Origin of the sequence: Neobacillus drentensis (assembly GCF_021560175.1) — a bacterium.
Taxonomy (GTDB): Bacteria; Bacillota; Bacilli; order Bacillales; family Cytobacillaceae; genus Neobacillus; species Neobacillus drentensis_A.
The window spans coordinates 2,377,018-2,389,984 of sequence record NZ_CP091110.1; the positions used below are offsets into that span (position 1 = coordinate 2,377,018).

Annotated in this window: 11 protein-coding genes; 7 read left to right on the forward strand and 4 right to left on the reverse strand. The window is 38.4% G+C overall.

All coding sequences use genetic code 11. From position 1 onward, the window contains the following. Nucleotides 1-50 precede the first annotated feature (50 nt). The gene (locus L1999_RS10960) at nucleotides 51-1,010 is read left to right on the forward strand and encodes an ROK family glucokinase (RefSeq protein WP_235743573.1); all 960 of its coding nucleotides are present in this window, start codon (nucleotides 51-53) and stop codon (nucleotides 1,008-1,010) included. 70 nt (nucleotides 1,011-1,080) lie between these two features. Here the strand turns inward: L1999_RS10960 and L1999_RS10965 are convergent, their stop codons facing one another. After that, on the reverse strand, nucleotides 1,081-2,622 hold the full coding sequence (locus L1999_RS10965) for a DUF5597 domain-containing protein (protein ID WP_235743574.1): 1,542 nt from the start codon (nucleotides 2,620-2,622) through the stop codon (nucleotides 1,081-1,083). 122 nt (nucleotides 2,623-2,744) lie between these two features. Here L1999_RS10965 and L1999_RS10970 point away from each other — a divergent pair, with 122 nt between their 5' ends. Then, nucleotides 2,745-3,566, forward strand: coding sequence for an AraC family transcriptional regulator (locus L1999_RS10970; protein WP_235743575.1), 822 nt, complete (start codon nucleotides 2,745-2,747; stop codon nucleotides 3,564-3,566). Between the two features lie 64 nt (nucleotides 3,567-3,630). On the opposite strand, the gene L1999_RS10975 is transcribed toward L1999_RS10970, so the two are convergent. Continuing rightward, nucleotides 3,631-5,064, reverse strand: coding sequence for a DHA2 family efflux MFS transporter permease subunit (locus L1999_RS10975; RefSeq protein ID WP_235743576.1), 1,434 nt, complete (start codon nucleotides 5,062-5,064; stop codon nucleotides 3,631-3,633). Nucleotides 5,065-5,424: 360 nt separating this feature from the next. On the opposite strand from L1999_RS10975, the gene L1999_RS10980 reads away from it, so the two are divergent. From L1999_RS10980 to L1999_RS11000, 5 genes are all read left to right on the forward strand, one after another. Next, nucleotides 5,425-6,318, forward strand: a complete 894-nt coding sequence (locus L1999_RS10980; protein ID WP_235743577.1) for a sugar phosphate isomerase/epimerase family protein — start codon at nucleotides 5,425-5,427, stop codon at nucleotides 6,316-6,318. Nucleotides 6,319-6,339: 21 nt separating this feature from the next. Then, nucleotides 6,340-6,744, forward strand: coding sequence for a C-glycoside deglycosidase beta subunit domain-containing protein (locus L1999_RS10985; protein WP_235743578.1), 405 nt, complete (start codon nucleotides 6,340-6,342; stop codon nucleotides 6,742-6,744). Between the two features lie 119 nt (nucleotides 6,745-6,863). After that, nucleotides 6,864-8,189: a carboxylesterase/lipase family protein gene (locus tag L1999_RS10990; RefSeq protein WP_235743579.1), complete on the forward strand. Its 1,326-nt coding sequence runs from the start codon at nucleotides 6,864-6,866 to the stop codon at nucleotides 8,187-8,189. 34 nt (nucleotides 8,190-8,223) lie between these two features. Further along, nucleotides 8,224-9,891, forward strand: a complete 1,668-nt coding sequence (locus L1999_RS10995) for a glycoside hydrolase family 43 protein (protein ID WP_235743580.1) — start codon at nucleotides 8,224-8,226, stop codon at nucleotides 9,889-9,891. A gap of 201 nt (nucleotides 9,892-10,092) precedes the next feature. Next, complete coding sequence (locus tag L1999_RS11000) at nucleotides 10,093-11,325, forward strand: MFS transporter (protein WP_235743581.1); 1,233 nt, start codon at nucleotides 10,093-10,095, stop codon at nucleotides 11,323-11,325. Between the two features lie 81 nt (nucleotides 11,326-11,406). Here the strand turns inward: L1999_RS11000 and L1999_RS11005 are convergent, their stop codons facing one another. Next, entirely contained in the window at nucleotides 11,407-11,799 is a 393-nt protein-coding gene (locus tag L1999_RS11005) for a C-glycoside deglycosidase beta subunit domain-containing protein (RefSeq protein WP_235743582.1), read from the reverse strand. Nucleotide 11,800: 1 nt separating this feature from the next. Beyond that, nucleotides 11,801-12,823, reverse strand: a complete 1,023-nt coding sequence (locus L1999_RS11010; protein WP_235743583.1) for a sugar phosphate isomerase/epimerase family protein — start codon at nucleotides 12,821-12,823, stop codon at nucleotides 11,801-11,803. Nucleotides 12,824-12,967: the final 144 nt, after the last annotated feature.

Genomic DNA, 12,967 nt, shown 5'->3' on the forward strand with positions numbered 1-12,967 from the left:
ATACAGGTGGGTATTTGACACCTGTATTTATTTCATAAGGCGGGGAAAGAATGAAAAAACTAATCGGTATAGATTTAGGCGGAACAACGGTGAAATTTGCAATCTTGACTGAAGAAGGCGAAATTCAACAAAAGTGGAGTATCGAAACAGATATTCAAAATGAAGGAAAGAATATCGTTCCAAACATTATAGAATCAATTAAACATCGTCTTGATTTGTATGGGCTTTCAACTGATAATATTTCAGGAATCGGAATGGGTTCTCCTGGGACTGTTGACCGCGCCCAAGGCACAGTCATTGGAGCCTATAATTTAAACTGGAGTTCTTTGCAGCCAGTAAAAGAGCAAATTGAAAAAGGAACAGGCATTGCTTTTTGTATTGATAATGATGCCAATGTGGCTGCATTAGGCGAGCGTTGGAAGGGTGCCGGGGAAGATGGCGCGGATGTTGTCTTTGTTACACTTGGAACAGGTGTCGGAGGCGGTATTATCGCAGATGGCAATCTTATTCATGGTAAGGTTGGTGCAGGTGGAGAAATTGGCCATATCATTGTGGAACCTAATGGTTATGATTGTACATGTGGAAATCAAGGCTGTTTGGAAACCGTCGCTAGTGCAACAGGTGTTGTTCGATTAGCGAGAGATTTTTCAGAAAGATATGCTGGGGAATCTGAATTAAAGTGGTTAATTGATGATGGACAAGAAGTGACGGCTAAGACTGTTTTTGATCAGGCCAAAAAAGAAGACAAATTGGCTTTAATCGTTGTTGATAAATTTTATTATTATTTAGGACTAGCTTGCGGAAATATCGGGAACATCTTAAACCCTGAAACCATTGTAATTGGCGGGGGAGTGTCAGCGGCAGGTGACATGCTGTTAAATGGGGTAGAAGAATATTTCCAAAAGTTTTCCTTCCCGACAGTAAGAACGAGTACGAAGTTGAAGCTTGCTCAGTTAGGGAATGATGCTGGCGTCATTGGAGCGGCATCGTTAGTGAAACAAACTAGATAGTTAATAAATATAAGCCCATACATACAAGTTATCAAAATATCATGTATGTATGGGCTTTTGATATTAATTTTTAATATTCATATACTTGAATTCTATATGCTGAAGGCATATCTTTCAACTGTATCATCATTTTTTCGTCACCGTTTAAAACACGTCCTGCTTTCCATTCTCCTTTTATAAATTCGCCTTCTTCGAATCGTAATAATTCCACGTGTGTATTTTTTCCTCGTTTTGAAAAGAATTGAACCTTCGTCATTGTTCCGATAACGACGAATTCATTTTCCGAAAGTTCAATAATCAATCCTCCTGAAGTTGGCTTATTTGGTGCTTTGGGAGAATAAGATACGAGAATATCATAAGCATCAAAATGAAGGAACCTACCAAAGTCATGTTCATTTCTCTTAACATAGCTCTGTAAATGACTGGTGCCTCTATATTTAAAATAGATTGGTTTGATATTTTCGATTATGGAATAGCTCTTGGCTAGATAGGCTGCGCTGCCTTCAATTTCAAATGCAGAGGGATCAATATTTAATGACAACATTATTTCTACTGGTGGTTTGTCAATGCTTTCCGGATTCATTAATAATTCTTCAATGCCAAATGGGGCATAACAAATAGCGTTACAACCACCAACAGCATATAGGGCATATGTAGCTGAGACAGCATCTTTTCGGACCTCTGGAATGAATAATGGATTGCCATCCTGACTATATTCATCCATTACATCAGGTACATATGGAACATAAATATCCGGTGCAAGACAAAATAGAGAAGGAGCCATTAAATTCCACATTTTACGCATCTTCATGACAGGACCGCCGCTTGGATAGGTTCCCGCACGCCACGGGAACTGTTCTAACCACGAATTGGCGTAGCATGGAAGAGGATAAGCTTTTTGACCTTCGTTCGTAATTCGTTCTACTGCAGATGAAAAATAATAAGCCATAAAGTATTCGCCAGCATCATAGCCAAATGCTTCTTCCCATGTTCCAGAAACTTGGAATTCTTCCGCAACGCATTGTGGTATTTCTTGTGAAAAAGCTTTATTTGCTGAAATAGAATAATCTCGATCCGTCCCTAAAAGTCCGATTTCATTTTCAACCTGCATAACAATTACGGTATATTCTTCTGAATCAATCGATTTGATAAATTTCATTAAGTGATAGAATGCATTAGCATCTTTTTCAATTGCGGCTTCACATAAAGGTGAAATGGTATTTATTGCTTCACCGCTTGGTTTACAAGCACGGAAATAGGTTCTAGTATCTTTTTTCATCCAGTGGGGCACATACATAGATTCTGAGTTTTTCCACAATCCAAACCAAAGGAAAATAAGATGCATGTTATTTTCACGCGCTTGGGTGATCAGTCCTTCAACGAGGGTAAAGTCAAATTGATTTTCTTCTGGTTCAATTAATTCCCAGTAAACAGGAACAATCACGGAATTCATATTTAATGTTTTTAAATTTGGCCAAACCTGTTTTTCCATATATTCCAGGTCCGAGGAACTAGAATTATGGATTTCTCCAGCTAACGCAATAAAGGGTTCGTCACGAACGAATAATGTTGGAATATCATTGTACTTTTTAATATGAGGCATTGTTGACATGATAAAAGCACCCTTTCATAATAAGATTATATTAATAGCTTAATAAATCTTATTGTCAGAATAAATCTTAAAATTTTATGGTGTGTATGAAAATATTAAGATGAGAATGAGGATTTTCGATTATGGAAAAGGTTTTTTTTACAAAATATACAGAACAAAATTTAAAACTTCCTTTTGTTTTATATTCGTTAGGATTAAATCATACTCAGGAATACATTAACAGACCCTCAGGTTTGCCGTTTTTTCAGTGGATTCAAGCCGTTAAGGGAAGCGGTGTGCTAGAAATAGACAATAAACAGTATGTGGTAGAGGAAGGGAGCGGGATACTCTTCTTCCCAAATGTTGGTCATAAATACTATGGAGTGAGCAACGAATGGATTGTTCATTTCATGTGTTTTAGAGGCTATGGGACCAAGGATTTTTTTGATAACATCGGGATTGAGAAATCGGGTATTTATAAACTAAACGATCTTGAAAAAGTAGAGCAATATATGGAAGAATTATTTTTAATTTATACACGCGATAGCCGAATGGAAATGTATGATTTTTCAAGAGTGCTTTATGCTATTTTACTGGAGCTCCCGAAATCGACAGCGCTTCCAAATGAGGGGATGCTTCAAAATCAAAATAATAAAGTACATCTCGTAATGGACTATATAAACCAACATTATAACGAGCCCATCGTGTTATCTGACTTAGCAGAAAAGGTTCAATTGTCAAAAGAATATCTGTGCCAGTTATTTAAAAAGATAAACGGATTTTCGATTTTTGACTATATTACAGATGTTCGTTTAGCAAATGCAAAAACCTTACTAATTAAAGAAAGGAACGAGAAAATCAAGAATATTAGTAGAATGTGCGGTTATGAGGATGTTAGTTATTTTGGGATGGTATTTAAGAAAAAAGAAGGTACGACGCCAGCGAAATTTAGAGAACTACATTAGAAGTCTGGAACTAAAAAGAGGACAACCTGTAGATAGGAAGTCCTCATAAAAATTAGACTTAAAATTAGTGTATTGAATTCATTGCTGAATGGTTGACGACAACGCGGCGGATGAAGAAGGCCAGAGCGAGACCGACCAGCGTTACGATCATCGCAAACAAGAACACATGCTGAGAGCCCGCCGTCATAGCGTTAGCCACCTCGGTCTGCTGAGTTGGTGCGGAGGAGTCATGCAAATAGTTCTCCATTCCAGATGTTAGGATGATGATTGCGATTGCTGTACCAATTGCACCTGCGACCTGCTGCAATGTGTTCATGACTGCCGTCCCGTGTGGGTATAGCTCTGAAGGCAGCTGGTTCAGACCGTTAGTCTGTGCTGGCATCCACACCATGGAAATGCCGATCATTAGTCCGATATGGAGGACGACGATAAAAGCGACCGATGATGTCGTCGAAATGCTAGAGAAAAACCATAACGTTACCGCGACGACAATAAGTCCAGGAATAACGAGCCACTTCGGCCCATACTTATCGAATAAACGTCCCATCCGCGGCGATAAAATGCCGTTCAGTGCGCTGCCCGGCAATAACATGAGCCCGGCAGTAAACGGAGTCAGTTTCATACCATTTTGAAGAAACATTGGCAGAATAATCATACTCGACAAAATGATCATCATACACGAGAGCACCATAAGTAATCCTACATTGTACATAGGATACTTGAAGACCCGCAGGTCCATCATCGGATCGCTCATCTTTATCTGCCGTAATATGAACAAAACAAGCGCGATTAACCCAATGACAATCGAAGTAATCACGACCGTACTGGTCCAACCTTCCGATCCTTCTCCTGCTTTACTGAAGCCGAAGACAATCCCTCCGAAGCCGATGGTTGATAATACAACAGACAGTAAGTCAATCCGAGGTTTCGTTACTTCTGTGACGTTTTCCAAATATTTTATCCCTACTAACAGCCCAATAACCAAAAACGGCAGCGAGAGCCAGAAGATATAGTGCCATGTAAAATATTCGATTAGGAGACCTGCAACTGTTGGCCCGGTTGCCGGCGCAAACATGATAACAAGTCCAACGAAGCCCATCGCTGCTCCACGCTTCTCAGGTGGATACACAACGAGGATTGTATTGAACATGAGCGGAATCAAAAGACCCATGCCTGCCGCCTGTAAAACGCGAGCGACCATAAGCATTTCAAAGTTGAATGCGAGCGCTGCAATCAATGTGCCGACAATAGAGCTCACGAGCGACCCGATAAACAATTGCCTCGTTGTAAACCATTGCAACAGCAATCCTGTCATCGGCATTAGAATGCCGAGAGTAAGCAAAAATCCTGTCGTCAACCACTGAGCGGTCGCTGCCGAAATTCGAAACACATCCATTAAATTACTAATTGCAATGTTAAGTGCCGTCTCGCTGAACATCCCAACAAAACCGCAAATGAGCAGCGATGCCATGATGGCACGCGTGTTGTATTGCTTCATTAACCATACCCCTTCTCTCTCCTGAAAAATTTCTAACTACGTTCCCCTGTATTCGGTCCGTATTTGATACAATACAGGTCAAAATTCTCCTAGTCAATAAAGAGTTTTTAATATTTTTTGTAAAAAGTTACAGGAAGATGATAAACCTTTTTATCAGATGTTTTAATATATTTCTTTTTCAAGTAAGGATAATAATTACCATAAAATTTTTAACCTATTATATTTACTCCTAAAAAAAGAGGCGAAAAGAAATAAAATCTATATCTATAAAGTTAAATAAGTAAAGGTATTTAATAGAAATAAACTTTATAGTTAAATTGGAAGCGGTAACAACGCTAAAGAAAAGGAGAGTACACTGGAATGAATAATGAAGCTGGGAATCTTAGAAAGCCAAAACGAGGAGTTTCTCTTTATAGTTATGCGGGTGAATATGGAGTAACCATGACTTTAGAAGACATGTTTGCCGAAATGAACGATATTGGTGCAAGAGGATTAGAAATATTAGCAAATTCACATATTGAAGGCTACCCAAATCCTAGTGAGGAATGGCTGGAAAATTGGGATCGATTAATAGAAAAATACAATATTGTTCCGGCAGAATACGGTCATTGGGTCGATTCACGCTTGTATGAGGGAAGACATCTTACTTCAGAAGAATCATTACAAATGTTGGAACGTGATTTCAAACTTGCTAACCGGCTCGGATTTACGGTTCTTCGGACAAAATTGGGGGTAATCGATGATAATCTTACCCCTGTAGAAAACTGGCGAGAATTTATCAAAATGGCCCTTCCGCTAGCTGAAGAATACAATGTCCGCATGTGCCCGGAGATTCATGCACCAACACTTTTGAAATCGAAGATGGTAGACGATTATGTTGAGTTTATAAAAGAGACAGGAACCAAGTATTTCGGATTAAACATCGACTTTGGTGTATTTGAGACGCAAGCCTTGCCTGCAAGTGAATGGGGTCCCGATGATTTTACCATGCCGCCATCTGAACATAGTCCAGTAGAGGATATTATCCCATTATTACCTTATGTCTATTGCTGCCATGCTAAATTTGTAAAAATTGCAGATGATTTTCAAGAGATGACGATTCCTTATGAAAAGGTTATTAATACATTAATGGACCATAACTGGGATGGCTATATGGTGAGTGAGTATGAAGGTCCAAGCAAAGATGTGACCGGCTATGCCAAAGAACAGGTTCGGAAACAACATGTAATGATGAAAAGAATTTTGGGAGAATAAAAGAGAAGGAGAGTACCTACTATGTTAGAAAAACCTTGTATTCAATCGAGAGGCTTTAAAAATGTTGAGGAAAATGGAAAAATTATTGGCTTCCAGGTTGAGATTAGATCTTTGTATTATCGAGGCCTCTGGCTTTCACAATTACGTCCCGCTACCGTTTCAGTAGATGGTGAAACATTTTCAGGCGATCAGATTACATGGACGATTAATGGTGTGACCTACACACAAACTGAAATGGTTTCACTAGGAGATGTTCACTGGGGTATCTTGGAACCAGCAACTCTTACAGTGGCAAAAGAAGGCGGACTAAAATCCGGCAGCCATGAAATTGAAGTAAGCTATACGTATAGCTGCTCCTATTTTCCACCAGTTGCTGATACGGTTCTTGGTGCAATTCCACATAAGAGAAAGCTAATTTTAGTGTAACCTTTAGAATAAATGTTCTAGAAGACGATATCGTCTTCTAGAACATTTTCTGTTTTTATTTAAGGGTAGGTTGGGCTCATGAATGAATTTTGTCTGGTTAAGTGAGGGGTTGAAGAAATTTGGATTTAGCTAATACAAAATACGGATCGATATCTGGTATTAAACAAAATGGGTATACGGTTTTTAAAGGAATTCCTTATGCAAAACCACCTATAGGAGAACTCCGATTTTGTGCACCTGAGGAAACCGCCCCATGGGACGGAGTATATGAAGCAGATACTTTTCAAAACAAATGTATTCAAAGTGAACTGCCGAAGGAAATTTCTTTTTATATTAAAGAGTTTTATTCTAATTCTCAATTTATGGTAGAAGGTAGTGAAGATGGACTATTTTTAAATATCTGGACTCCGGCGAAGGAGACGTCAGAAAAGTTACCAGTGGCATTTTGGATCCATGGGGGTGGCTTTCTAGGTGGATTTGGGTCAGAAATGGAATTTGATGGAAAATCCTTTTGTAAACAAGGTGTTATTTTAGTTACGATCAATTATCGACTCGGTTTGTTTGGTTTCCTCGCGCATGAATGGTTATGCAAGGAAAATGAAAAGGGTGTATCCGGTAACTATGGAATCTTGGACCAAATCATGGCCTTAAAATGGGTTTATGAAAATATCGAGGCCTTCGGCGGTGACCCTGAAAATATTACCGTTTTTGGGCAATCAGCTGGGGCAGTTAGTGTTCAAACTTTGATTTCATCCAAGCTTACAGGCAACATGATTAAAAAAGCCATTATGCAGAGCGGCGGAGGCTATCAATCACCTATCACACGAAATACAAAATTAGAGGACGCCAAGAAAATTGGAAAAGAATTCTTAAATTTTGCCAATATTAAAAGTTTGAAGGAGTTAAGAGAAATATCAGCGGAAGAATTACTTGCTAAGGTCGAAAGTTACTACAGTCATAGAAGGGAGACTGGAGAAGAAGCGAATCTCTTTTTCCCTATTATTGATTGTTATGTGCTTGAAAATGAATATGATAAGTTAATAGAAAAAGGAGAAATAAAGGACATACCATACATGTTGGGATGTTGTAAGGACGATATTTCTGTTACATCAAAGGGTGGGGAAAGTTCGTCACTTTACCGAGGATGTATTGGATTTAGTCATAAGTTAGAGGAGCTTGGAAGAAATCCTGCCTATGTTTATTATTTTACCCGGGATCTTCCTGGTGATGAAAGCGGTGCCTTCCATTCTGGAGAGCTTTGGTACATGTTCGGGACTTTAAAGAGGAATTGGCGTCCCAACTTAGCAGCAGATTATGATTTGTCAGGGCGAATGGTCTCTGCATGGACAAACTTTATTAAATTTGGTGATCCTAACATAAATAACAACGAGTGGACTCCATATAGCTTAAATGACCCTTACGTAAAAGCATTTGATATAGACTAAAAAATTATTTTTAAAAGTTGGAGTGATTTTAAAAATGTCAAAACAGTTAATGAATCCAATCTTACCAGGGTTTTATCCAGACCCTTCCATCTGTAGGGTGGATGATGATTTTTATATGATTACCTCGAGCTTTTCCTTATTTCCGGGTGTCCCAATTTTCCACAGTACCGACTTAGCTAATTGGGAGCAGATTGGTCATATTCTTGATCGGAAATCCCAGCTTCATGTGACGGCAGATCATATGACAGCGGGAATCATGGCTCCAACATTAAGATATAATAACGGTACCTTTTACATGATTACAACGAATGTTAGCGATAAGTGGAATTTTATTGTGACGGCTAAAGATCCTCGTGGTCCATGGTCAGATCCTTACTGGCTCGAGGGGTGCCCTGGGATTGATGCATCCTTATTTTTTGATGAGGATGGAAAAGCATACCTTACAGGTACAAGAGAGGATACAAATACAGATGGTACAAGGTCTCAGGGGATCTGGGTTAGTGAAATTGACTTAGACCGGATGTGCCTTGTTGGAGAGGCGCGGTCAATATGGAATGGAGCGTTAAAAAATTGCGCTTCACCAGAAGCTCCTCATCTTTACAAAAAAGATGGCTATTATTATTTAGTGATTGCTGAGGGAGGTACAGAGCACTTTCATGCTGTAACGATAGCCCGCAGTAAAACGATTTTTAATGATTTTGAGGGCTATGCAGGTAATCCAATTCTAACCCATCGTCATCTAGGGAAACATTATCCGATTTGTAATGTGGGCCACGCAGATTTGGTAGAACTGAAAAATGGTGAGTGGTATACCGTCATACTTGGCTCTCGCGTAATTGAAGGCTATCATAAGAACCTTGGACGAGAAACTTTTATTGCACCAGTCGTATGGGAAGAAGGCTGGCCCGTTATCAGTCCTGGAACAGGGAAAGTCGAATGGAGTTATCCAGCGCCAGATCTGCCAGCGTCTACAGAACGAGTAGTTCCAACGAGGAATGATTTCGAAGGTGACAAACTTGAAATGGACTGGGTATTCTTTGGGACTCCTTATGAGGATTTTTACTCGCTCTCAGACAGTAAACTGACAATGAAACTTCTTCCTCGTTCCATCAGCCAAGAGGTTGGTAAAATTGACATACATGCAACAGAAGTAAATAAAGAAGTTCCAACCCTCGGGTTTATTGGCCGCAGACAGCAGCATGCGAATTTCCGAATGTCAACAAAATTGAAGTTTTTAGCATTAGAAGATAATGAGACAGTTGGTCTTGCCATCATGCAGGCATGTAACCATCAATTCAGGTTAGAGCGTTCCCTGGAAAAAGGAAAACAAATTTTGAGACTGATCCAGTGTACTAGCGAGATAAACGGATACCCTCACCAGCCACACTTTCAATGTATGACGACAGAAAAGGAGCTTGCTAAAACGGAAGTAGAAGGAGAAGAAATCATTCTCAGTATTTCAGCAGAGGGGCAATCGTATAACTTCTATTATGGCAGTGAGGAAGAAAACTTACAGTTACTTTATGAGAACGCAGATGGCAGGAAATTAAATCCCGAATCAGTGGGTGGTATGGTTGGAACCATGCTTTGCATGTTTGCCAGTTCCAATGGAAAAGAAAGTAAAAATAGGGCGGAGTTCGAGTGGTTTGATTATACTGAAACTGAATTAAGTCTGAACGGTAAAACAGTTCTTCATGTCTGAAATGAGTGATTATAAATTATAGTAATTTAAGAGATTAAAAATCAGCATAAGATTTTTAATCTCTTTATTTATTTTTGAAATCATCAATAAGTTAGGTTAAAAATTGCTTCGCAAATAGATTAAATAAGTGAAATTAAATAAGTGATCAGGAGGTGTAAAATTAAATTACAAGGTTTTAATTTTTAGAATAGGAGAAATTTGATGCAACGGTTTACGTTTCTTAGAAAGATCAATGTGCCATTATTTATTCTAATGGTGAATATTTTTATCGCCCTGCTTGGGGTAGGGTTAGCCATTCCTGTTCTTCCGAAGTTTATCCTAGAATTTGGCGCGACTGGGAAGGATCAAGGATACCTTGTAGCTGCAACAGGGCTGACCCAATTTCTATTTTCCCCTTTAGGTGGGAAGCTATCAGATAAATACGGAAGAAAAATCATTACCATCGCTGGTTTAGGAATTATCATGCTGTCACAGTTTATGTTTAGTATTGGCTCTGATTTATGGCTTCTATATTTATCCCGCTTAATTGGGGGAATCGGTATTGGAATACTAGTACCTGCGAATATGGCGTACGTAGCGGATGTTACAACAATTGAAAATCGCGGAAAAGGGATGGGGTTACTTGGGGCAGCCATTTCACTCGGCTTTGTTATTGGCCCAGGGATTGGCGGATTCTTAGCAGAGTTTGGGTTGCGCGTACCGTTTTATGCATCTGCGATTGCAGCAGGAATTGCTATGATCGTTTCCATCTTGTTCTTACCAGAATCCTTATCAAAAGAACAGCAACAAGTCTATAGAAATTCAACTTCAGAAAAAGATGGTATGATTCATGAAATCAAACGATCATTTAAAGTGCCTTATTTTGTCTTGCTATTACTCGTTTTTACGATGACCTTTGGATTAGCCAATTTTGAAGCAATCTATGGGTTATTTGTAAGTGAAAAGTACGAATATACCCCTAAAGATATCTCTATCATTCTGACTGTTGGTGCACTTGTTGGGGTCATCATTCAGGCTGTGCTGGTAGATTGGCTGCTTCGCCGTTATGATGAGATTAAAGTCATTAATGTATGTTTCTTACTTTCGGCTGTATCGATGATTCTCGTCTTGTTTTCTGGGAACTTTATTTATATGTTAATAATGAATATAATGTTTTTCTTGTTTACTTCGATTCTACGTCCAGCAATTAATACCATGTTATCGAAAATGGCAGGAATTGAACAAGGTTTTGCGGCAGGTATGAATAATGCTTATAGCAGTTTGGGTAATATTATCGGGCCTTCATTAGCAGGAATATTCTATGATGTTTCCTACAATATTCCGTTTATCTTCGGAGCATTCATTTTAATAGGAAGCCTTTTTATGTGTACAGCTTGGAATCAAAGGGCTAAAAGGAATAATGATTTTGTGGCCGTTATTAGCGAACCTAAATAAATTTCCTCATAATAAATAAAAATCAATAATAGAAGCAGTCAAAAAAAATCAGCCGCTGGGCTGATTTTTTTTGACCTTCGATTATGCGATCTCTATAGTTCTAACCTTTCTTCCCGCTAATGGTACTGGGATATAGGCAGTCCGAACAATTACATCTAAAGCGACTTCATGAGTCCCTTTGGATAAACCGCCATCCTGAAGTATTCGAACTATTAATGGCTCGCCATATTCCCATTTATAGCTTGTCACAGTTTCCATTTCATCTAACGTAAACCAGTCCACCTCGTCTACTGAACATAAAAGATTCTCACGTGGAACCTTTTCGCCGTCCACTTCCACACGAATATCATTTACCATGGACAGTGGAATGCCTCGATAGTAGGTAATGTTAGTTTTTAATTCAAATCCAGTAATTTTACTAGCTTCTTCAATATTTTTACAAGTGTTTTCTAGGAACACATTATTATCAAACATCTTAATAGACCTCCTGTCCTTCTAACTCTTTTATAACATTGCGAATGAGTGCCTGATGAGCTAAGACCTGTTCTTTTTCCACCATTGGATGTCCAGGAAGTACCCAGCGGTTTCCTTCATATTCTGTAGAAACATAACCGTCATATCCTTTTTCGTGCAAGTACTGGAGAATCCCTTTGTAATCCATAGAATACTCTTCGCCTGTTTCGGTCATTTCAAATAATTTAAAGTGGAAATGTTTAATATATGGTATATATTCATCCAAAATACTGTAGGCTTCATTTTCATATCCATCTGCGAAATGGGCAAAAAAGTGATCCGCTTCGGATTTTAATAATTTTATTAGTTCATCTGGAAAGCCGCCATTTTCCAAATATACTTTCCTAGGGTCTTTACCTTGGGCAAATATGTTGTTGATATAATCAATCACTTCTTGGTTTGTACCTAAATGTTGTTTACAATAATCAGCCATTACTCTTGGCAACCTGCGGCAGAAAATTCCGGTATCAATAACTAGTCCTACATAAGGAGAATTTAATCGTTTCATTTCTTTAATAAATTCTTGGGTTTTTGGAACATCAAAGCTTAAGCCTGCATGTATTTCGAGAGCCAAGGTAACATTATATTTTTCAGCATATGGCAATAATGGCTCGATAACAAAAGCCGGTACCATCGATACTAACCGGATTAAATTAATTCCTAACCGGTTGGCAAGCTTAATCTCTTCAATTAATAAATCAACACATTCTTTTTTGGTTAATTCTCTATTCTTATATAAGTTTGTATTCAAGAAAACATCGGCAATGACTGGTTTCATCTTATAGGTGCTTACAAATTTATCCCATTCTACTAATGTTTCCTCTGAGGGATGGGGGGTGTTATGCAGCATCTGATCAGGAATGATTTCAATTCCTTCTACCTTATTCTCAGCCAAAAATTTAAAAATATCTTCTAAGTTCATACGTTTATTTAAATATTCATCTTGCAAACTATATAAGCTTACGCATGTTTTGATGTTGCTCATTTAACTATCTCCCTTCATCTTGTTTTTGATTGACTTCGCTTACATGAACATCATAACCTTTTAATGTCATGGTTCCTTTTTATTAATTATCTTAAGAGTGATAGATTTTCATCTTATTTTTTAGTCCCTGTTTTATAAAATAAA